Raw genomic sequence first — 22909 nt, 5'->3', positions numbered from 1 at the left:
TCGGATGGCGAGCGACGGCCTGGAAGTCGATTTTCGGGAGGCCTATTCCGCCGGGCGGGCGGTTCGCCGCACATTCACCGGGTCCTGCGCCGACGTGTCGCTGCCGAGCGCCGACCACGAGCACACCGTTGAGAGAGGGAAGCACGATGAACGCGATCGCCGCATTGCTGTCGGGGCTCCTGCTGGCCGGATCGGCCGCGGGCTACGCCATTCCCACGCCATCCGCGCCGGCGCGCCCGGTGCCCAACGGGCTGGCGTTGACGCCGCCCATGGGGTGGAACAGCTGGAACAAGTTCGGCTGCAACGTGAGCGACCAGTTGATCCGCGGCATGGCCGACGCGATCGTCGCCACGGGGATGCGTGATGCCGGCTATCAGTACGTGACGATCGACGACTGCTGGCAGGTCGCGCGCGACGCGAACGGCATGATCGTGGCCGACTCCGTGCGTTTCCCGCACGGCATCAAGGCGCTGGCCGACTACATCCACAGCAAGGGGCTCAAATTCGGCATCTACACCGACGCCGGGCGTCGTACGTGCCAGGGCCGGCCCGGCTCTTACGGGCACGAAGACCAGGACGCCAGGACGTACGCCGCATGGGGGGTGGACTACGTGAAGGTGGACTGGTGCAACGCGCAGGGCATCGATGCGCCCACCCAGTACGCCAGGATCCGCGACGCGCTGGCCCACGCGGGGCGCCCGATCGTGTTCAGCATTTGCGAATGGGGGAGCAACCAACCCTGGAACTGGGCGCCGCCGGTGGGCAACCTCTGGCGCACGACGGACGACATCTGGGACAGCTTCGACAGCATGGTGGCCAACGTCGACCTCAACATGCAGTACTGGCACTCCGCGGGGCCGGGCCACTGGAATGATCCCGACATGCTCGAAGTGGGAAATGGCGGGATGACGCCCACCGAATACCGGGCCCACTTCAGCCTATGGGCGGAGATGGCCGCACCGTTGATCGCCGGGAACGACGTGCGAGCGTTGTTGGACACGACGTCGCGCGAGGCGCGGTCCACGCGGAGCATTCTGCTCAACAAAGAGGTGATCGCGGTGGACCAGGATTCCCTGGGGGCGCAGGGAATGGTCGTGGAGGACTACCCGCCGGAGCTGCAGGTGTGGGTCAAACCGCTGGCCGACGGCTCGAAGGCGGTGGTGCTGTTCAACCGCGCGTCGGTGGCCAGCCCGATCACGGCCGATTGGGACCGCGTGGGGATCAAGACCAAGGCCGCCCAGGTGCGCGACCTGTGGGCGCACAAGGATCTCGGCATCGTGGAGCGCAGGTTCACCGCCACCGTGCCATCCCACGGCGTGGTGATGCTCCGCGTGAAACCGGTGGCGGAGTGAACTCGGCCGGACTCCGGGAAGCGCGGAGCGTTGGCGGTCGCCGGCCGATCTACTTCTCCACGCCGAACCGGAACACCGTCTGCGACCGGTACGTGTCGCCCGGGCGCAGGACGACCGACGGGAAGTTCGCGTGGTTGGGTGAATCGGGATAATGCTGCGTCTCGAGGGCGAACCCGGACCGGTGTCCGTACACACCGCCGATCCCGGCGAACGATCCATCGAGGAAGTTCCCGGTGTAGAACTGGAGGCCGGGCTGCGTGGTGTAGACGTCGAGCGTGCGCCCGGCGGCGGGATCGACGGCCTGCGCGGCGTGCGAGAGCCCGCTTTCGGCGCCATTGAGCACGAAGTTGTGATCGTATCCGCCGGCGAACCTGAGCTGCTGGTTGGGGGCGGTGATGCGCGCCCCGATGGCGGTGGGGGTGCGGAAGTCGAAGGGCGTTCCTGCCACGGCTTCGAGTTTGCCGGTGGGGATGAGCGTCGAATCGACGGGCGTGATGGAGTCGGCGTTGATCATCATCACTTCGTTCAGCACGTCGCCGGACCCGGCGCCGGCCAGGTTGAAGTAGCTGTGGTTGGTGATGTTCAGGATCGTCGGCTTGTCGGTAGTGGCCTGGTAGTCGATGATCAACCGATCATCATTGGTGAGGGTGTAGGTGACGCGCGCCGAGAGCGTACCGGGATACCCCTGGTCGCCGTCGGGGCTGATGTGCGTCCACACCACACCGACGCTGCTGTCGTTCTGGAACGGCTCGGCGCCCCATACGACCTTGTCGAACCCCACGAGCCCGCCGTGCAGGGCATTGGGGCCGTTGTTGGTGGCCAGCGTGTAGGTCTTGCCGTCGAGGGTGAAGCGTCCCTTGGCGATGCGGTTGGCATACCGGCCGACGATGGCCCCGAAGTAGGGCGAGAGCTTCACATACTGGTCGAGCGAGTCGAAGCCGAGCACGATGTCGCCGAACTTGCCCGTGCGGTCCGGCGTGCGAAGCGACTGGATGATGCCGCCGTAGTCCAGCGCGCGCAGTTGGATGCCCTGGGTGTTGGTGAGAGTGAAGACATGGACGGAATCGCCGTTGGCCAGCACGCCGAACGGCGCCCGGGTGACGCTCGCCGCCGCGGCGCTGGCCGGGGGAGTCTTGGACATGCAACCCACCTGGAGAAGAAGGAGAAGGGCGGCCCCAGCACCCGTGGCAACGTGCGCGCCGTGCACGCCACGCCCATGACGCGATCTCATATGCGAACTCCTAAGGAATGCCCGCGCGACTCTTGGCTGCCGCGATCACGGCGGCCATCAGGTCGCGATGCTTGCTGAAGGTGTCGTCCACGATGTTGAGCGTGGGGATGGCGTCGGGGGAGAGCGACAGCGTCTGCGGATTGAACCGTCCGAAGCCCGACTCGTGCACGCCGCTCGAGCCGCGACCCGGTGCGGGATGGCTCAGGTGCTGGAAGAACCGGGCGTAGCGCTGGACATCGTTCTTGAACAGCCCGCCGCCGCCTGACTGGTACAGAGGAATGAATTCCAGCAGCCCGTCGTAGTGCATCTCGCCGCAGGCCAGCACGGCGGGATAGCGCCGGCGGAGGTCGCCGACCATCTGCCGCATGCCGCCGTGCATATCGGCCTTGGGATTGTTCACCCAACCGCCGGCGATGTCGAGGAAGTAGGCATCCACGCCGTAGCGGTCGACGCAGTCGGCGATTCGCCCGGTGAGCCACTCGCGCCAGGAATCGACGCCGAGGTTCATGTAGGCCAGCCAGCCTTCCTGGTGGCGGTCGTTGTCCCAATCCACCCAGTTGAGGTCGAGTTCGTCGCCGTCGATCTTTGCGGTGAGGCCATCGGCGATCTTGGCGTACATCGGCAGCTTCTTATTGGCCGCGTTGGCGCCGAACATCGGCATCATGTGGAAGCCCAGCCCCTGCGCCTCGTGGATCAGCCGGCGGAAGCCCGCCTCGCCGCCCATGCGGTTGGAAGCGCGATACAGCGGGTAGTCCCAGTAGTAGCGGCCGTCCCAGGCGGAGATGAAGACGAGCACGCGACCGGCGGGAATCTGCGTGGCAGTCCACCGCAGAATCTCCAGCATGCGTGCGTAGTCGTTGAACACGTATCCGCTGTAGTGCTGCCCGTTGAGGGTGAGCACGAGCGCCGTGTCGCGCAACCAAGCGGGCACGTCGGGGCGCGTGTCGAAGGGCTGAACGTGATACACGCGCGCCAGATGCTCGTAGTGCTCGTGGATCACGGCGTCAGGGCTCGCGGCCCGGCCGAACCGCCAGGTGGGCACGACGAGTCTGGTCTCGTTGCGCCAGCCGTCCTCCTCGAAGATGGCTTCCACGCGGTAGCTCGACTCGCCGGGCTGCAAATAGAACCGCTTGGTGCGCACCTGGTCGTCGAGCGATTGCAGGTAGAAGTACTCGGTGTCGCTCTGTTTGATGAGGGCGAGCGGTGTGGTGAGGCCGCCTGCGCCGCCGGGCCCGAACAGATCGCCTCCGCTGAACGGATACCCGAACAACAGCTCGTCGTCACGCGGATCGAAGAAGTCATAGCCCGTGGAGATCCGCCCGCGCGGCACGCCGCGCACGATCGTCGTGACGGTCTTGATCGGCTGCCCCATCTCGGCGGCGACGTCCACGGTGACGGCGTCCCCGTCGCGCCTCAAGCGCGCGACGAGCGTGCCGGGCGCCCGCTCCTGCCCGCCCGCCCATACGAACCCGTTGCACGTGACGGTCATCGCGTCGCCGTTGGCGTCGGCCTTCATCGCGGCGGCGTCGAGGCCGTACGCATTCTCCCGCGTGAACACCAGGAAGCCGAACTGCAGGCCGGCAAAGGGCACCGACGGCTCGGGGAAATCGAAGCTGAACTTGTCGAATCCGCGACCGCGCGGCGGAATGAACACGTCGCTGGTCGAGACGAGCGGCAGGATCTCCACCGGCGCACCGGGCGCGGCGGGGGGCTGGATGGCCCCGGGAGGCCGGTCCGGCGTCACCGGCGTGAGGCCCGCCGGCAGAACGGTGCCCGCCCCCGCCGCGCCGAGGAGCTTGAGCATATGGCGCCGTGATATGAACTCACTCATGCCACCGCCACAGCGCCGTCCAGTCCGGTCATCATCCGCAACAGCAGATCCTGATCGGCCCGGGTGCGCGACACTTCACCGGTGATGCGACCCGCGCGCAGCACGAGGATCCGCGTCGAGAGGTTGAGCAGTTCGGGCAGCTCGCTGGAGATGAGCAGGATCCCGACGCCGCTCGCGGCCAGTCGGTCGATCCAGGCATGCAACTCGGCTTTGGCGCCGACGTCCACGCCGCGGGTCGGTTCGTCGAGAATGAGCACCCGGCTCTCCGCGGCCAGCCACTTGGCGAGCACGACTTTCTGCTGGTTGCCGCCCGACAGCGACGACGTACCGGCGTCGACGAGGTTGGCGCGGATCCCGAGCCGGTGGAAGTACTCGAGCGTGACCGCGCGTTCGCGGCGGCGCTGGATCCACGTATGGCGCGCGAGACGGCCGAGGGTGGGAAGCGTGGTGTTCTCGCGAGCGGCGAGCGAGAGGACGAGCCCCTGCCGCTTGCGATCTTCGGGCACGAAGCCGATTCCGAGCGCCATGGCGTGGCGCGGCGACCGGATGCGGACGCGGCGGCCCGCCAGGTACACGGTGCCGCCGGCGCGAGGGTCGAGTCCGAAAATCGCCTGGGCGACCTCGGAGCGTCCGGCGCCCACCAGCCCGGCCAACCCCACGACCTCACCGGCATGCACGGCAAACGACACGTTCTCGAACCGGCCGGCGTGCGTCAATCCTTCAACGCGCAACAGTTCCGCGCCACGCTGGCCGCCCACGTGCGCGGGGAAGTACTGGTCGAGTTTGCGTCCGATCATGAGCTGCACGATGGTGGCCTCGTCGAGCGCGGCGATGGCCCGGGTCGCGACGTGCCGCCCATCCCGCAGCACGGTCACGGTGTCGCAGAGCCGGAAGATCTCGTGCATGCGGTGCGACACGTAGAGCACGGTGACGCCGCTCGCCGTGAGGCGCCCGATCAGCTCGTACAGCGCGACAGCCTCGCCTTCGGCCAGGCTGCTCGTGGGTTCGTCGAATACGATGATGCGGGCGCCGCTGCCTACGGCGGCGGCGATCTGCACGCGCTGCTGCTCGGCCATCGTGAGGCCGGACATGGCGCGCGACACGTCGGTGTCGGCGCCGACCGCAGCCAACAGGTCCCGGGCCCGGGCGTGGAGCCGTTCACGCGAGACGAACAGCCTCCGCGCGGGCAGATTGCCCAGGCAGAGATTCTCGGCCACGGTCATGTTCTCACACAGCGCCAGTTCCTGGTGCACCATGGCGACGCCCGCCTTGAGGGCGTCGCGGGGGCTGGTGAACCGTACCGCGCGCCCACGAAGCTCGATCTGGCCCGCGTCGGGTTCGATGAGTCCGGCGAGGATCTTGCCGAGCGTGCTCTTGCCGGCGCCGTTCTCACCGCACACGGCGTGGCACGACCCCGGCGCGACGTCGAACGAGACGTCGTGCAGCGCCGTGACGCCGGGAAAGCGCTTGGTGATGCCGGAGAAGCGAACCGCGGGCTCGGTCATGATGGCTCAGTGGGGCAGCGCGAGATACGTGGAGTCGACGTCGGTGAATCCCCATGCCTTCAGCTGCCGCGCATAGGTGCCCAGGTTGTCCTTGGTGACGCGGATCAGATTCATCTGCACGTGTGCCGGCACGTCCTGGTGCAGCAACACGTGGTCCACGATGGTGTTCACCGACACGTAGCCCCAGTCGTACGTGGGCTGGGCCAGCAGCACGGGGGCGATGCCCTTGGTGATGTACGCCAGCTGCTGCGGCAGCGCGTCCACCGACACCACCTTGATCTTGGATGGGTCGAGCGTGGTGAGCAGCGCCTTGGTCCAGAGCGCCCAACCGCCGATCATCGCCCAACCCTGGATGTTGGGGTAGGCGTTCATCGCCCGTATGACCTCCGCGGCAGCGTCCTGCGGCGTCTCCGCATGATAGAAGGTGCTGAGGATCTTGATGCCGGGGTACTTCGCGGCGGCGTCCTTCACCCCCTGCACACGCTGCTGCAGGTTGGGCGCGTTCTGGTTGCCGGCGAGAATCGCGATGTTGCCCTTGCCGTTCATCTGCTTGGCGAGTTCGTCCATCACCTGGCGGCCGATCGCGTTGTCGTCGCCCCCATAGAACGAGAAGCGCTTGGAGTTGGGGGCGTCGCTGTCGAACATCATCACCGGTACCCCGCGATCCACCGCCGAGTTGATCGCATCGGTGACCTTGTTCGCATCGCTCGTGGACATGAGGATGGCGTTGTCGCCGGCGTCCACGGCCTGGGACACGCGCTGGGCCTGGACCTGTGCGTCCTCGGTGGGCGGTGTGAGCCAGTCGATGCTGATGTTGATGCCGAGCTTCTTGCTCTGCTCGGCGGCCGCCGCTTCGGCGCCGATCCGCCCCGAGAGGAACACCGGATTGGTGGAACTCTTGGCGATCATGGCGATCGTGAACGTCTTGGGGAGCGCGGTATTCGCCGCCGCCGTGGCGGCGGTGCTGCCGCCGGCCGCGACTTTATTGGAACCGCCACAGGCGGCTGCCCAGGCGATCAATCCAAGGGAAGCGAAACGGACAAAGCGAGAGGCACGCGGCATCGGGACTCCGGAAGTGAGGCAGCTAGGTGGACCGCGACGAGTCGCGGCCAGCGGTCAGGCGGCGCGACATCAGCCGGGTGCCGCTCTGATCGATGACGACGGCGAGGATCATCGCCGTGCCGACGATGATCCATTCATAATTCTGATCGAGGTGCAGCGTGCGGATGGCCTGTCGGATGACGACGATGAGCATGGCGCCGAGCATGGCGCTCACCGCGCTGCCCTTACCGCCGGACAGACTCGCGCCGCCGACGACGGCCGACGCGATCACGTACAGTTCGTACCCGTTGGCATCGGACGAGGTGGATGATCCGTAGAAGCCGGCGCCGAGGAAGGCGGCGATGCCAGCCGAGAGGCCCGAGAGGACGAACACGCCGAGGGTCACACGCTTCACGTTGAGGCCGGCATACCGGCTCGCTTCGGGGTTGCCGCCCACCGCGAAGACGTGACGGCCCATGACCGTGCGCGACAGGTAGACCGCGCCGAGAGCGGTGACCACGAACATGACCAGCATCGGCACCGGGTAGAGCCCCTCGCCCAGTCCCATCTGCGCCCGCACGACATTGGTGAGGCGGCCCGGCAGGATGATGCTCTCGGCGTGGCTCGTGACGAACGCGAGGCCACGCAGAATCCACATCGTGCCCAGCGTGATGATGAACGAGTGCACGCCCAGGCCGATCACCATGATCCCGTTGGCGAGTCCGCACATCAGGCTCACGCTGATGCAGGTGGCGAGCCCCAGGGCGACCGTCGCCACGGGGCCCATCGGGCCGACGGCGCGGAGCACCATCGCCATGGTGACGCCGGAGACCGCGTACACGGCGCCCACCGACAGGTCGATGCCGCCGGCGATGATGACGATCGTCGCGCCGACGCCCATGATCGCGAACCCGCTGGCGTCGGTGGCCATCTGGAGCAGCGTGTACTTGTTCAGAAAGTTGTTGACCGTTTGTCCCGTCAACGCATCCACGTGCGATCCGGCGGTGAGCGTCAACACGACGCTCAGCGCCACCAGCACGCCCAGCAGACCGAGCTGCGGCGAACGGAGAACCAATCGGAGCCACGAACGGCCCGCGGCTTGCGTGGACGACGCGCCGGGTACAGCGGGTGGGCTCGGCGAGGCGGAGGGCGCGGCCTGGGCGGGTTGGTGTTCGGGCGGCACTTCCATTACGGTGAGGGCTGCAGGCGTGAGCGTGAGCAACGTTACGGCGCGTCGATAACCGTGTCAACGCGATGCGGCGGCACTCTTCCCGCATCGCGGTGCGGCCCGTAATCTCTACTCGCTTTCACCGCCTGAGATGACGATGCCTCTCCACCAGATCCAGTCCAGAAAGCGCGCCGCCGACGTGGCGCGGAAGCCGGCCTCCGCACCGCGCGCCGCCCCAAAACGCGCGGCGCCCGCCAAGCGCGTCACCGTGGGGTTGCTGGTCGGCAACCGAGGCTTCTTTCCCGGGCACCTGGCGCGCGAAGGGCGCGACCAGATGCTCGCCGTGCTCAAGGAAGAAGGGTTCGACGTCGTGGCACTCGGCGCGAACGACACGCGGTACGGGGCCGTGGAGAGCCGGGACGAAGCCAAGGCCTGCGCGGCACTGTTCAGGAAGCACCGGGATCGCATTGCCGGCGTGGTCGTCACGTTGCCCAACTTCGGCGACGAGCGCGGCGTGGCCGAGACGCTGCGCCTGGCGGGATTGCACGTCCCGGTGCTCGTGCACGCCGCCGCCGACGACCCGAAGCAGATGTTGATCGCCAATCGGCGCGACGCATTCTGCGGCAAGATGTCGGTGTGCAACGTGCTCACGCAGTACGGCATCCCCTATTCGCTCACCACCGTGCACACGGTGGCACCCGGAGCGGAAAGTTTCCGCAAAGATCTTCGCAAATTCGCCGGGGTGTGCCGCGTGGTCAACGGCCTCCGTACGGCGCGCATCGGCGCCATCGGCGCGCGGCCGGCGGCGTTCAAGACCGTCCGCTACAGCGAGAAGATCCTCGAAGCGCAGGGGATCGCCGTGGAACCGATCGATCTCTCGGAGATCCTCGGCCGGGTGGAACGGATCAAGGACGGCGACCGCGCCGTGAAGCGCAAGCTCGAGCAGATGCACGCCTACGTGAGCACCGACGGCGTGCCCGACGCGGCGTTGCTCAAGATGGCCAAGCTCGGCGCCGTGGTGGACGGCTGGATGAAGGAGGCCGACGTGACGGTGAGCGCGGTGCAGTGCTGGACGTCGCTGGAGGAATTCTTCGGCGTCGTGCCGTGCACGCTGATGAGCATGATGAGCAACGACCTGATGCCCAGCGCCTGCGAGGTGGACGTGTGCGGCACGGTGAGCATGTACGCCCTCACGCTCGCCTCGGGCACCCCGAGCGCACTGCTCGACTGGAACAACAATTATGGCGACGACCCCGACAAGGCCGTCTGCTTCCACTGCAGCAACCTGCCCAAGGCGTTCTTCGACGACCAGCGCATGGACTACCAGGAGATCATCGCCGGAACCGTCGGGCGGGAAAACACCTATGGCACCATCGTGGGACGGGTGAAGGCCGGTCCGATGACGTTCGCCCGCTTCTCGACCGACGACCGGTCGGGCGGGATGCGCGGCTACGTGGGCGAGGGGCGGTTCACCAAGGATCCGCTCAACACGTTCGGCGGCGCCGGCGTGGTGGAGATCGGCAATCTCCAGCACCTGTTGCGCTACATCTGCGAGAACGGCTTCGAGCATCACGTAGCGGCCAATCTCTCCGTGGTCGCCGACGTGCTGCACGAGGCCACCACCCGGTACCTCGGGTGGGACACGCTGCGCCACGAGTAGCACGCATGGCCGTCGTCGCCGGGGTGGACTTCGGCACGCAGAGCGTGCGCGTATCCATCGTGGACAGCGTGAAGGGCCCGGTGGGCACGGGGGTGGGGGAGTACCCGGTGATCCGCAACCGGGCCGATCCGGACTTCGCCACGCAATCGCACGCGGCCCACATGGACGCCCTCGCCCGCGCGATGCGGCTCGCGCTCGCCGAGGCGGGCGTGCCGGGCGGCGACGTCCTGTCGATCGCCCTCGATACCACCGGCTCGACGGTGATTCCGGTGGGCGCGGGACTCCAGCCGCTCGACGACTACTATCTGTGGTGCGACCACCGCGCCAAGGACGAAGCGGCGTTGATCACCGAGGTCGCGAACCGCGAACGGCTGCCGGCCATCGACTACTGCGGCGGCGTGTATTCCTCGGAGTGGGGCTTTGCCAAGCTGCTCCACTGGCTGCGCCACAACCCCGACAAGCGCGACCGGTTCGTGACGGCGCTCGAGCACTGCGACATGGTCGCGGCGACGCTGTGTGGAGAGACCGATCCCGAGCACGTGGCGCGCAGCGTCTGCGCCATGGGACACAAATGGCTCTGGAACGCCAAGCTCGGCGGACTGCCCCCCGAAGCATTCCTGGTGCACGTCGATCCGCTGCTTGCCGGGGTGCGCGCCAAACTCGGCGGCCGCTACCTGACCTCGGATCACATTGCCGGCCGATTGAGCCCGGACTGGTCCGTCAAGCTCGGGCTCCGCGCCGGAATTCCGATTCCCGTGGGGGCGTTCGATGCGCACTGGGACGCACTCGGCGCCGGCGTGACCGAGGGCGACGTCGTGAACGTGGTCGGCACGTCCACGTGCATCATCGCCGTTGCCCGCGATACCGGCTGCATTCCGGGATTGTGCGGCGTGGTGCCGGGCTCCGTGGACCCCGGCCTGGTGGGAATCGAGGCGGGTCTCTCGGCCGTGGGCGATATTTTCGAGGCGATCGCGAACCGCGCCGGCAGCCGCGTCCGCGATCTGGCCGCGGGGCTCGACGCGTACCGGCCCGGCCAGACCGGCCTGCTGCGCCTCACGTGGGACAATGGCGATCGAACCGTGTTGGTGAACGCGCGGCTGGGCGGCGTCACGCTCGGCTGGAACCTGCACCACACCGCTGCCGACGAATTGTTCGCGGCCATCGAGGGCACGGCGTTCCACACGCGGGTGATTCTCGAGCGCATGGCCGAGTACGGCGTGCCAATCGAGCGGGTGATTCAGGGCGGCGGCATTCCGCAGAAGAATGCGGTGCTGAATCAGGTATACGCGAACGTGATGAACAAGCCGATGCTCGTGCCGGAGCGGCCGATCACGAGTCTGGGTTCGGCGCTGTTCGCGTTTCTGGCGGCGGGCGTGTTCCCGTCGATCGTCGAGGCGCAGCGCGCGCTCTGTCCACCGTTCCGCGAGGTGAAGCCCGATCCGGCGGCCCGCGCCACGTACGACCGACTGTATGCCATGTGGCACGACCTCTACTTCGCGATGGGCACGCCGGGCTCGGCGCCGATCGCGATGGGCGACGTGCTGCCGGCGTTGCGCGAAATCGCGGCCGCGGAAAAAGCATCAAGAATGGAAGGTTCTTCCGGATGAAACGGATGCTCCCGATACGGAAAACGGCGAACAGATCGTGAGGGCTTCACGGGAAGTCCGGATCCTCGGGCGGGCCGAGTCTTCCCTTGAACCCCCTCGGGCAGTATCCGACGCATCCGCGCAATCCGGAGCATCCGGCCAAGAGCCTTCGTTCTGGATGCTCGCCCACCCAAGTTATTTCTTCTGCCCGTAGTACGCGTCGGGGCCGTGCTTGCGCAGGAAGTGCTTGTCGTGCAGTGAGGCATCGATGGCCTGTGCGTCGGCGTCGAGCGTGACCGTGTGGTACGCCATCCGTGCCACCTCCTCGAGCACCGCCGCCGTCTGCACGGCTGCCTCGACGTTCGGGCCCCAGCAGAAGCTGGCATGACTGGCCACGAGCACGGCCGGCAGACGCAACGGATCGATGTCCACGAAGCGGCGGACGATCGCCATGCCCGTGTTCGTCTCGTATTCCGACACGATCTCGTCGGCAGACAGGTCCTCGGTCAGCGGAACCGGCCCGTGAAAGTAGTCGGCGTGGGTGGTACCGAAGCACGGGATCTCGCGACGCGCCTGGGCCCACGCCGTTGCGAAGTGAGAGTGCGTGTGCACCACCCCGCCGATGCCGTCGAACGCCCGATACAGCACGAGGTGCGTGGCGAGATCGGACGAGGGGCGGAGCTTGCCGTTCACGACGTTTCCACTGAGATCGGTGATCACGAGGTCCGCGGCGGTCATCGCGTCGTACGCGACACCGCTGGGCTTGATGACCACGAGCCCGCGGTCGCGGTCAATGGCGCTGGCGTTGCCAAACGTGAAGGGCGCGAGGCCGAGTGCGCCGAGGGCACGGTTGGCGTCGAGGACGGCGTTGCGGAGAGAGGGAAGCATCGAATCGTGAAAGGGGTGCGTGGTGGAAGTTGACGCCGGTGGGAATGGGCGCAAGCGGTGGGCTACGTGTCCACCTCCGGTGCCACGCGCATCCACCGCGCGATCACCGTGGCCACCGCCAGGTCCACCGACACGTTGGTCACCGTGCGGAGCGCGTCGGGAATGGCGTCCACGGCAAGCAGAATGCCGATCCCTTGGGGGGGAATGCCGGCCACCAGGAACACCGGGAGCTGCGTCCATGCGCCGTTGGGAACCCCCGGCACGCCGAAGCTGGTGAGCACCGAGGTGGCGATGACCGGGAGCATCCGCGTCGCGCCGAGATGGATGCCGTACACCCGGGCGATGAAGATCGCGCCGCCCACCGAGGCGATCGGTGCCGCCACCTTGAGCATGGCCGTCGCAAGCGGAAGCACGAGCCCGCTCGCCTCCGGCGGGAGTGCCAGGTCGTCTTCGGCGGCGCGCATGAGCGACGGGAGACTGGCCAGCGACGACCGCGACCCGAACGCGATGGCCTGCGGGGCCGCGAGCGCGCGTGCGAACCGGCGCAGTGGGGTACCCCCGAGCGTGCCCGCGAGCGCATACGCACCGGCCGTCACCACCAGGCAGAGCAGCGCCACCACCAGCATGTAGCCGCCCAGCGACCGCAGGACGTCCAACCCGATATGCGCGGCCACGGGAAGCACGAGCGCGAACACGCCGATCGGGCCCACGCGGAGCACCCACTGGACGATCACGAGAAGCGCGTCGGACACGGCGCGGCAGAGCCGGACGATCGCCCCGCGATGTTCCGCGTCGATGCGCGTGGTCGCGAAGCCGAACAGCAGCGAGAACACGATCAGCCCGAGCATGGCGCCGTCGGCCGCGGCCTTCACCGGATTCTGTGGGACGATGCTCACGAGGAGCGACGCGAAGGTGGGTTGCGCGGCGGCCGCACCGGCGGCCGCCGGCGGCGTGGGAAGGGCGCCTGCCGGCACGAGCGCCGACAGCAGCACCGGTGCGAGCAGCGCGCAGAGGATGGCGCTGGCCGCGACCACCCCCACGAACATGCCGAACGTCGCGGTCGCCCCGCGCGCCGCGTTCTTGCGCTCGGCCGATGCCGCCGCCGCGACGATCACGTTGGCGACCACGAGGGGCACCACGGTCATCAGAATCGCGTTGATCCAGATCGTTCCGATCGGCGCGGCGATGGCCATGACCTGGTCGGCGACGCCACCCGGGACAGCGGCCGCGAAGAGTCCGGCGATTGTGCCGAGCACCACGGCGATCACCATCTGCACGGACAGCTTTTTCATGCGGAGTCGGAGTTAGAAGGCGGCGCCGAACGCGATCTCGATCACGGGCGTCTGCCGCAGGGATCGCGTGCCGAAGGTAACCGTCACGGGGCCCGGCGCCAGCATGCTGCCTATGGTCAGGCCGCCGCCCGTGATGTACCCGCTGTGGCCGGCTGACGCAGGCCAGCGGTCGAAGACGTTGCCGGCGTTGCCCTGCACCGTCACGAACAGGTTGTCGCGGAGCTCGACGCGCGCTCCACCCTGGACCGCGGCCACGACGGTGCCCTGCGCAGACTGCGGGCTGAGCCCGAGGAAGGGAATGAACTGCGAGGCCCACACCGTCGAGGGTGCGCTGCCCCCCAAGAAGAAGCGGTCGTGCAACGGGAGATCGGTACCCGCCGCGTAGCCGACGTCCACCCGGCCGAGCAGGGCCACGCTGGATCCCGCGGGGAGCACCCCCTGCGCGCCGACGTACTCCCGCACGAACTCGCGGGAGTCGAGCGCGCGTTCGGCCTGGAGTAGCACTTTCCCGCCCGCCGTGGGCGCGAACAACCGATTGTAGGTGTCCAGGGCAAGCTCGCCACCGAACGTGGTATACGAGAGCGGACGGAGTGCGAATAGACTGTCGGCGCCGCGTACCCCGTCGGTGGACCGTCCGTACGTCAGTTCCGCGCCGATGTATCCCGCGTGTCCGAGCACGCGCGCGATCTGCGCCGACACTTCCGAGACGTCGAGCATCGGGGCACCCGGGGCGCCGGCCGGGCGCACATGCGGCAGCGCCGTCCGCGTGAATGTGGCCCGGTAGGTTTGCAGAAAGGTGGCCTCGGGACCGGCTCCGAGGAGAAACCGGCCGTCGTACTGCAACTCGTCGCCCAACCGTGCCGTGAGCATCGCCCTGGAACCGGGGGTGAGCCAGTCGTTGACCGTTGCGCCGACGAGCAGCGCCGCGCCGCGCGGCGTGTCGTAGCGGACGCCCACGCCCACCACGTCGCGGTTGCCTTCGGTGAGATCGAGCAGGAGGTCGTCACCCCCGGCGCGGTGAACGACGCGGAAGCTCACCTCGTCGAACCGGCCCGTGGAATACACCCGCTCCACCGCCGCGGCGATATCGGCTTCGGTCGCCCACGTGCTGTCCTGCAGGCCGACGGCGCTGCGGACCAGCGCGTCGGCGCCGGCGCTCACCTGCGTCCAGCTCAACTGCAAAATGAAGACCGAATCGGGACGAGGGAGCGGAGGCCTGGGCGGGATCACGCCGCGGACGTCGTGCTCCGAATCGGCAATCGCGACGAGAGCCGCGCGTTGGGCGAGTGCCGCAGCCCGCCCGCGTGCAATCCACTCCGCTGCCTGGCCGAAGTCGAGCGACGGAATTCCGTTCACGTCGGGATCGATCACCACGTTGCAGAGCGGACGCTCGACGCGATTCACCGCCTGGACGCGAAACGACACCGTCTGATCCATCACGTCGATGAGCGAATGCAGGCTGTCGGCGGGCGATGGGCGTTCGGAGACGTCCACGCAGATCAGGAGATCCGCGCCCATCGCCCGTGCGTCCTGGGCTGGGATGTTGCGGACCACCGCGCCGTCCACGACCGGCGTTCCGTCCGGAAGCAGCACGGGCGCGAACGCTCCGGGCACCGCGGCGCTGGCCTCGATTGCCTGCGCCAGTGACCCATGGCGCAGCAGGATCGCCTGCCCCGTGTTGAGGTTCGTGACCAGCGCGCCGAACGCCGTGGGGAGGCTGTCGAAATCGGTGATGCCGTGCACCGGCCACGTGTAGCGCTCCAGATGCTCGGCGATTGCCTGCCGCGGCACGACGGATTCCGGAAGCACGATGCGCGCATGTTCCAGCGGAAAGGTGAGCATGTACCGTTCGTTCGCCGCCCGCTCGGCGGGGCTCTGCTGGCGCCGGTCGGTGGGGCGGTGGAACAGATCGTTCCAGTCTTCACGCGTGACCAGGCTGTCGAGTTCCGTGGGGGTGTAACCGGCGGAGTACAGCCCGCCGATGATGGCGCCCATGCTCGTGCCGGTAACGATGTCCACGTGGATGCCGAGCTGCTGCAGTACCTGGAGCACGCCGATGTGCGCGAACCCCTTGGCACTGCCGCCACTCAGCACCAGCCCGACGCGTGGATGCGGGATATCGGGGAGCGGCGTAGCCGTCTGCGCGGCACTCTCCCGTGCGCACAACGCGAGGAGTGCCGACGCGCTTACGCAACGAAGGGTACGGCGGAGATGCACGGCGGACGGGTTACCGGTGTAAGCTGAAGCTTCGGTAGGAGGCCGGCCGGCCGCAAGCGGTTCCCGCGTTCAGGAATCGTCAGGTCGAGCGGAGGAGGTCCACCGGGTCGGCGCGGGTGGCGCGACGCGTCGGGGCGATGCAGGCGGCGAGGGAAGCGGCGATCACGACCGTCTCCGCTGCGGCGAGGGCAAGCGCGCCCAGCCCGCCCGCGGCCTGAAAGGCTCCGAACCCGATGACCAGCGACGCCGTCGCACCCACGGCGGTGCCGCCCAGCACCATTTCCATGGCGTCGCGCACGACGATGCGCAGGAGGTCAGGCGTCTGCGCGCCGAGGGCGGTCCGCATGGCGAACTCGCGCGTGCGGAGCCCGACGGCATGGTTCAGCACGCCGTAGATGCCCACCGCTGAGAGCAGGAGTGCAAACGCGCCGAGCGCGACGAAGAGCAGCGTCGTGAGCCGGTAGATGCGCAGCCCTTCTTCATATTCGGCCCTTGGCGACCGGAATTCCGAGACGATTCCGCCCGCCGGCACCGCGGCCCGAGCGACGTGATAGACGGCAGCGGCCATCTGCCTGGGCGGTCCCGACGTGCGAACGTCGAGGCTCGCGGCCTGGCAGCCGAAGTGTCGCGCCACGGTGAGCAGCGGGGTGTCGTCGCGTGTCGAGTCGGCGTTGCTCACGCGCGGCGCCACCACGCCGACCACCCGCACCCAGGGCGCGTTGGACGCGGCCGGTCCGAGCTTGATCAGTCGTCCCACCGGCGACGAGAGGGGCCACAGCTTCGCGGCCAGCGCCCGGTCCACGATGGCCGCACCCGTGCCGTGCACGTCCCCCGGTTCGAAGTCCCGGCCGGCGACGATCGGGAACTCGAACACGCGGAAGTATTGCGATGTGGTCAGAGTATATCCGATGGACGTCCCCCGCCCCAACGGCAGCTCGATCGGGGTCCCGGGCTCGTCCGACGTCACGATGTTTCGCGTCGGATACGCCGTGCGCGACGCCGCGGCGTACCGGACGCCCGGAATGGCCGTGATCCGAGCGGTCATGTCCTGCCAGAGTTGCTCGTGAGCCGCCACGGAGTCGCACGATTGGCGCGGCATCACGTACCCACCGAGCATGTGGTCGGCGTCATATGAGAATTGGAAACTCGTCTCTTTGTGCAGGATGCCGAGCCAGAACATGGCCACGATCATCACCATCAGGGCGGTCGCGATCTCACCCACAACCACCAGCCGGTACAACCGGCTCTTCCGGCCGGTGCTCGACGATCCGCCATCCTTCATCGCGTCGTTGACGTTGGCCCGCGCCGCGTGCAGGGCCGGAGCGAGACCAGCCACGAGGATGGTCGCCGCCGTGACGAGAATTCCGATCGCAACGATGCGCCAGCTCACGTGTGGCGTGGTGAAGCCCAACTCCTGGATCATCGTGGGGACGTGGCCCTCGGCAAGCTGCACGCCCCAGACGGAGAGTAATACTCCCCACGTGCCACCCAGGCCGGCGAGTAGCGCGCACTCGACGAGCACGTGCCGCACGATGGCCCCGCGGTTCGCGCCCAGTGCCATCCGCACCGCCAACTCCCGTCGCCGGGCGAGTCCGCGGGCAAGCATGAGATTAGCGAGGTTGAGGCAGGCCACGACCAGCACGAGCGTCGTGACGATCGCCGCCAGGACCGCGCCGTCGGCGGGCCGGCCCTTGCCGGGCATCAGCGATTCCAGGCGGTAGTCGAAGTCCAGGCGTTTGCCGTCGTACCGCGAGGCCATCTGGGCGGCGAGCGCGTCCAGTTGTCCCTTCACCCGGGCTTTCGTGTCGCCGGGCTTGAGGCGAACCACGGCGTGGATCAGCGCCGGCCCGTCGGCCGAATGCTCTTGGACCTTCGGCATCGGAAGCCAGAGGTCGGCGCTCACCGGACGATACATCGAGGGCGGCATGACGCCGACCACGGAATAGGTCCGCCCGTCGTACGTGACGTGGAGTGTCGCGAGGTCGCGCGTGCCACCCAGGTCGTCCTGCCACAACTGGTAACCGACCACGACGGCATCCGCGTCAGCGGGGTCATCCCGAGTGGTGTTGAACGTCCGGCCGGCGATCGGTTTGACGCCGAGCACGTTGAACAGACGCGTGCCCGCAATGATGGCCTGTGTCTGGACGAGATGCCCGTTGGCCTCTGCGACGCCGCTGCTGAAGGTGAAGGGGACGATGCTCGCGTAGAGATCGGTACGCTCGCGCGCCCCGAGGTACATCGGTCGTTGGATCCACTGGTGGCTCCGAGTCATACCGTACGGGATGAGCTCGAACAACTGCCCGGGCTTGGCATACGGGACGTACGGGTGGAGAATCGCATCCATCATCGCGAGCATCGTCGTGTTGAGCCCGATGGCGAGGCCGAGCGAGAGCACGGCGATCGCGACGAAGCCGGGAGACCGACGGAGCGAGCGCAGCGCGGCCAGAAGGTCGTGGTGGCCGGCGAAGAGGCGTTCGAGCAGGGGCGTTCGCCGGCGGGTGAACCGGCTCACGTCGCCCTCAACAATTCCACCGGATCGGCCCGCGTCGCCCGAATCGCCGGTCCGAGCGCCGCCATCAGCGACACCACCACCAGGATCCCTTCGGCGGTCACCAGCGCCGTCGCATCCAACGGGCTCACGCTGTACAACAAGCCCTTGATGCTCGCCGCACTCCACATCGCGGCGAATCCGCCCACCGCGGTGCCGCCAATCACCAGGAGAAGCGCCTCGTCGATCACCAGCCGCAGCACGTCGCGCGGCTGGGCGCCGAGCGCGATGCGCATCGCGAACTCGCGGGTGCGCTGAGCGCCCGTGTACGCGAGCGTCCCGTAGACGCCGATCGTGGACAGCAGCAGCGCGAACACACCAATCATCCGGAAGATGAAGGCGATCGCCTCCCGCTGCCGCACCTCCATGCCGAAGTCCTGGGTCCAGGATTGGAAGTGGGGCCCTCCGGTCCCGGGGATCGCGCTCCGCAGGTATCGCAGCACGCCGAGCATCGCCGCCCCCTCGTCGGAATCGGTGCGAAGGACGAGCCGGCGGTCCGCTCTCAATCGGCCAGCTCCGGCCACGTAGATCGTCGGCAGCGGTCCCATGTCCGGGTCGTGTTCGAACCTGAGACTCACGGTGCGCGCCACCCCGATCACGCGGACCCACTGCGCGGTGCTTGGTTCCGAACCGAGCTTCACCATATGCCCGATGGGCGACAGGTGGGGCCAGAGCGCCGCGGCTGTGCTGTCGTCCACGATCGCCACGCCGGCCGAATTCGCATCGCCGGGCTCGAAGTCGCGCCCGCGCACCAGCCGCACACCGAGGAGCGACAGGAGCCCCGGCGACGCCACGGTGTAGCTGCGCATGAACAATTGCTTCGGTTCGCTCCCGCCCACGTCCGAGGTGAGAATCTCCCCGATGGGCGACGTACCGTCCATCCAGGCCGCCGCGCTGACCCCCCGCACCCGGCCCACGCCTCCCAGCACCCCGAAATAGCGGGCGTCCCGCTGGGTCGAATCGTGCACGGCGGGCCATGGATCGCTGATGTTCGCGAACACGACTCGGCTCGGGTCATAACCGAAATCATATCCCCGGACCGCGGATACCGCCCGCAGGAGGAGCGCCGCCCCCATCAGCACGACCAGCGACATCGCCACCTCCGCCACGACGAGCCACCGGTACAGGCGGCCACTCCGGTGCGTAGTCGCGCCGGCGCCGTTCTTCATCGCGCCGTTCACATTGGTGGCCCGAGCACGCAGCACCGCCGCCCATGCGATGAGGAGCACCGTGCCGGCCGACACGAGGATCGCGAACAGCAGCACGCGCCAGCTCAGGTGGGGCGCCAGGCCGCTCAGACCGTTCACGTCGGCCCCCACCTTGTATTCGATGTAATGCATGCCCCAGAGCGACAACAGCACCCCCATCGCTCCTCCGGCCAGCACGAGCACCGCCGCCTCGCCGACCACGACCCGCGCAATGTCCCGCCCCGACGCCCCGATGGCCATGCGCACCGCGATGTCGCGCTGCCGGCTGATCACCCGCGCCACCATCAGATTGGCCACGTTGGCGCAGGCGATGAGGAGAACCACGAACGCAGCCGCCGCGATCGCCTCGTGGATTTCGGTCACCCGGCCCGGCTGCGGGAGCATCGCCTGGACGCCATAGCGGAATGGGTTCCCTCCGTAGACGCCGTACTCCTCTCGGAACGGCTGAGCGATGACCGCGAGCTCGCGTTCCATCTGCGGTTCGCTCACGCCCGGCTTGGTCCGCACCAGCGCGGTCACCCACGGCACGCCCTCCCCCTGGTCCTCGGCCGCGCGCGGTATGGGAAGCCAGATGAGCGTGTTGGTCTCGCCGTAGCCGCTCGCATCCATCTCCGGCGGAAGCACGCCGACCACGGGATAGGTGTCGTCGCCCACGGTCACAGTGAGGGACGTGAGCGGCATGGCGCCGCCGAACACCCGCCGCCAGGTCCCGTATCCGATCACGGCCCCGGCGACCGACGGATGGTCGGCGGCGGCGGACCGGAAGCTCCGGCCAACGACCGGCGACACCCCGAGCACGTCGAAGTAATTCGCGCTGACGAGACGGATCTGGGCCCAGACCGGCTGGCCGTGCGCGATGACCGTGGTCCACTCCGGTGCCGCGACGGCGAACGACTGGAACAGATCGCGATGAGCGCGGAGTGCGACGTACATCTCCCGCAGGTGGCTCCGCCGGTCCAGATCCACGCCGATGCCCTGTAACTGAAACGCATGGACCGGATCGGCTGCCACCACCGGTGGATGCCGAACGGCATCCACGATCGCGTACGTCGTAGTCGTGAGCCCGATGGCGAGCGCCAGCGACGATACCGCCACCATCGTGAACACGGGACTCTTGGCCAGCGCGCGAAACATCGCGCGGTCGGGAAGGAGCGTCATCACGTCCCCCATGGGTCCGGCGCATCGGCGCCGGAGAGCACTGTATCGCTACAACAATACAGTACGGTTCCATCCGCGGACCGTCAAGAAGTCTTCACCCCGTTCACTCCTTTAGCGGACTCCTAACAGGCAGACTCTCCCTGCCGAGCCGCGTCACGGCCCGACCGGTCAACTCCCAGCGTTGAGCCTGCAGTCAGCGGGGCCCGCCGTTCGTCAGTGCACGATCCCCAACGTCCTCATCCAATCCTGGATACCGGGATAGCTTGGATCTAGCTGGTACACCTGCGCCGCCGCCGCCTGCGCTCCCTGCAGATCGCGCATCAATGCCAGCGTCAGCGACAGCTGGTACACCACCTGCGGACTGCGCGGATCGAGCGCCGCCGCTTCGCGAAGATAGAGCGCCGCATCCTGAAGATCCTTGTGCTGCGCGGCGTCGGTTCCGAGGGCGAACGCGGTGTACGGCGACGGCCGGATGGCATAGGCGCGCTTGAGCAGCGGGATCGCATCCGCCGGCCGCTTCATCTCCATCAGCGCGCGACCGGCCAACTCATACGGGAACGCCTGCGTGGGCATGTCGCGAACGAGCCCCCGATATTCGGCGAGCGCCGAATCGGGGAACCCCGCCTTCTCATAGTATTGCCCCACTTCGACCTTGGCTTGCCGCCACGGAAGCCCCGCCGACGCCAGGAATGCCAGACTGTCCACGACCCCCGTCGGATGATACGTGCCGCGGTAGTCCTGGTCCTGCGCCACCGGCACGAACGGCCATCGCGTGGTGAGCGTCTTCACGGTGTGGGCCACGATCCGGTCGTCGAACGGCGTGATGTCCATTCCCGCCACGTAGTCGGCCCACGGCTTCATGCGATCGAGCTGCACCGCGTGCCCCACGAAGTGCGCGCTGTCCAGCCACTGCAGGAACTCGTGCGCGATGAGCGCCTGGCCGGCCTGATTGGGGTGCACGTGCTCGAGAATCAGGTTGTGGCCGATGATCCCCTCCGGCGACTCCGCCCGGAACGCTGCCGCCACGGGTACGAATGTGGCGTGCTCCTCGCGCGCCACGGACCGGATGACGTCGTTGAACGCGCTCGGCGCGCGGAACCTGATCACGTCGAGGTCGCGGGCCCGGACAAACAGACGCCGTGCATCCACCGTGTCGTGCCGAGCATCCGCAGCCTGCGCCGAGTCGTACACCGCATCCGCGCCGCCGGGCACCGCGTTCGCCGGCGAGGCGAACGGGTGCATGTCGTGGTCGTCGCTCACCTGGCTTCCGATGAACGCCGGAATGCCCGCGCGCCGGAACTTGCCAAGGATCCGTTCGAGGTTCCCCCGTAATTGGCGCACGCCCGCCTGATAGGCCGCGCCGCCCAGCGTGATCTCCTGATCGCGGGCGACGGTTTCCATGAAGCTCGCCGCCTGCCCGTTCCCCGCGGGTTGTTTCGCGAACGCCCGACGGACCCGCGCGATGCCGTCCCTCAAGAGCATGAACGTGCGAAAGCGCTCGAGCCACAGGTACGCGCGTACCAGCGCCGGCGACGAGCCCACGGTTTCCGTGGAGCCCACGCCCAGCGCGCCGTAATACTCGTTGTGCCCCAGGAACACGACCACCGCGTCGGGATGCTGTGCGATCACGGCATCGGTCTGATCGAGCACAGCGTAGCTGTTGGTGGCCGGAATCGCGAGGTTGATCACCTCCACGGAGTCGCCGGGCATGACGTCGCGCAGCACGTCCTGCAGCAGGTGGGAGAAGGTGCCCGTGGGCGGCCACGGAAACCCGGCGGCGGTGGATTCACCGAGCACGAACATCCGGAATGCGTGCGCCGGTTTGTGCGCCGCGAACGGCTCGACGATCGGGCTGGGGGGATGCTGCTCGATGCTGAAGTAGCGCCTGGCCAGCGCCGGGTTCGGCAGCAGATAGTCACCCATCTGGCTCGGCGCCTTCACGAACACCGGGATCGCCCCACCGGGCCACGCCGCGCGCAACACCAACTCGACCGCGCCCAGGAAGAGGAAGGGCGAGAGCGCGGTGATCGTCAAAAAGATCCAGTAACGCGCGCGCGTCATCAGAAGATCGAGTAGATGAACGGGGCCAGGGCCGACCCCTGCACGAGCAACAGCAGCGCGCTGGCCAGAATCAGGATCAGGATGATCGGCAGCAGCCAGAGCTTCTTCCGCTGTCGCATGAAGGCCCAGAGTTGTCGCAGGATGTTCAATGAGGCCATCGGGG

The 22909-nt window shown here is 67.9% G+C and carries 15 protein-coding genes; 3 read left to right on the top strand and 12 right to left on the bottom strand.

Annotated features, from left to right (window positions below; all coding sequences use genetic code 11):
* Positions 1-146 precede the first annotated feature (146 nt).
* Positions 147-1352, top strand: coding sequence for a glycoside hydrolase family 27 protein (locus VNF92_11200; GenBank protein HVA58449.1), 1206 nt, complete (start codon positions 147-149; stop codon positions 1350-1352).
* A 49-nt stretch (positions 1353-1401) separates the two neighbouring features.
* Here the strand turns inward: VNF92_11200 and VNF92_11195 are convergent, their stop codons facing one another.
* The 5 genes from VNF92_11195 to VNF92_11175 all read right to left on the bottom strand — a co-directional run bounded on the left by VNF92_11195 (position 1402) and on the right by VNF92_11175 (position 8035).
* The gene (locus VNF92_11195; GenBank protein HVA58448.1) at positions 1402-2493 is read right to left on the bottom strand and encodes an aldose epimerase family protein; all 1092 of its coding nucleotides are present in this window, start codon (positions 2491-2493) and stop codon (positions 1402-1404) included.
* Positions 2494-2593: 100 nt separating this feature from the next.
* A complete protein-coding gene (locus VNF92_11190; GenBank protein ID HVA58447.1) occupies positions 2594-4387 on the bottom strand; it encodes a hypothetical protein in 1794 nt (597 codons plus the stop codon).
* Positions 4388-4410: 23 nt separating this feature from the next.
* Complete coding sequence (locus VNF92_11185; protein ID HVA58446.1) at positions 4411-5919, bottom strand: sugar ABC transporter ATP-binding protein; 1509 nt, start codon at positions 5917-5919, stop codon at positions 4411-4413.
* A 6-nt stretch (positions 5920-5925) separates the two neighbouring features.
* On the bottom strand, positions 5926-6981 hold the full coding sequence (locus VNF92_11180) for a substrate-binding domain-containing protein (protein ID HVA58445.1): 1056 nt from the start codon (positions 6979-6981) through the stop codon (positions 5926-5928).
* A gap of 22 nt (positions 6982-7003) precedes the next feature.
* Positions 7004-8035: an ABC transporter permease gene (locus VNF92_11175; GenBank protein ID HVA58444.1), complete on the bottom strand. Its 1032-nt coding sequence runs from the start codon at positions 8033-8035 to the stop codon at positions 7004-7006.
* 244 nt (positions 8036-8279) lie between these two features.
* Here VNF92_11175 and VNF92_11170 point away from each other — a divergent pair, with 244 nt between their 5' ends.
* Positions 8280-9788: an L-fucose/L-arabinose isomerase family protein gene (locus tag VNF92_11170; protein ID HVA58443.1), complete on the top strand. Its 1509-nt coding sequence runs from the start codon at positions 8280-8282 to the stop codon at positions 9786-9788.
* 5 nt (positions 9789-9793) lie between these two features.
* On the top strand, positions 9794-11395 hold the full coding sequence (locus VNF92_11165; protein HVA58442.1) for a ribulokinase: 1602 nt from the start codon (positions 9794-9796) through the stop codon (positions 11393-11395).
* Positions 11396-11569: 174 nt separating this feature from the next.
* Here VNF92_11165 and araD read toward each other — a convergent pair whose 3' ends face one another.
* The 7 genes from araD to VNF92_11130 all read right to left on the bottom strand — a co-directional run bounded on the left by araD (position 11570) and on the right by VNF92_11130 (position 22904).
* Positions 11570-12262: an L-ribulose-5-phosphate 4-epimerase AraD gene (gene araD, locus VNF92_11160; GenBank protein HVA58441.1), complete on the bottom strand. Its 693-nt coding sequence runs from the start codon at positions 12260-12262 to the stop codon at positions 11570-11572.
* Between the two features lie 62 nt (positions 12263-12324).
* Positions 12325-13554 carry a dicarboxylate/amino acid:cation symporter gene (locus tag VNF92_11155; GenBank protein HVA58440.1) on the bottom strand — a complete coding sequence of 410 codons (1230 nt, stop codon included), beginning with the start codon at positions 13552-13554 and terminating at the stop codon, positions 12325-12327.
* A gap of 12 nt (positions 13555-13566) precedes the next feature.
* Positions 13567-15771 (bottom strand): patatin-like phospholipase family protein, encoded by a 2205-nt coding sequence (locus VNF92_11150; protein HVA58439.1) that lies wholly within the window; start codon positions 15769-15771, stop codon positions 13567-13569.
* A gap of 79 nt (positions 15772-15850) precedes the next feature.
* A complete protein-coding gene (locus VNF92_11145) occupies positions 15851-18283 on the bottom strand; it encodes an ABC transporter permease (protein HVA58438.1) in 2433 nt (810 codons plus the stop codon).
* Positions 18280-20685, bottom strand: coding sequence for an FtsX-like permease family protein (locus tag VNF92_11140; protein HVA58437.1), 2406 nt, complete (start codon positions 20683-20685; stop codon positions 18280-18282). Before VNF92_11140 ends, VNF92_11145 begins: the two co-directional genes overlap by 4 nt.
* Before the next feature lie 213 nt (positions 20686-20898).
* Complete coding sequence (locus tag VNF92_11135) at positions 20899-22746, bottom strand: GDSL-type esterase/lipase family protein (protein HVA58436.1); 1848 nt, start codon at positions 22744-22746, stop codon at positions 20899-20901.
* A complete protein-coding gene (locus VNF92_11130) occupies positions 22746-22904 on the bottom strand; it encodes a DUF5989 family protein (protein HVA58435.1) in 159 nt (52 codons plus the stop codon). Before VNF92_11130 ends, VNF92_11135 begins: the two co-directional genes overlap by 1 nt.
* Positions 22905-22909 lie beyond the last annotated feature (5 nt).

The organism is Gemmatimonadaceae bacterium, from assembly GCA_035533015.1.
Classification (GTDB): domain Bacteria; phylum Gemmatimonadota; class Gemmatimonadetes; order Gemmatimonadales; family Gemmatimonadaceae; genus JAGWRI01.
This window is presented reverse-complemented; position numbering and strand designations above follow the sequence as displayed.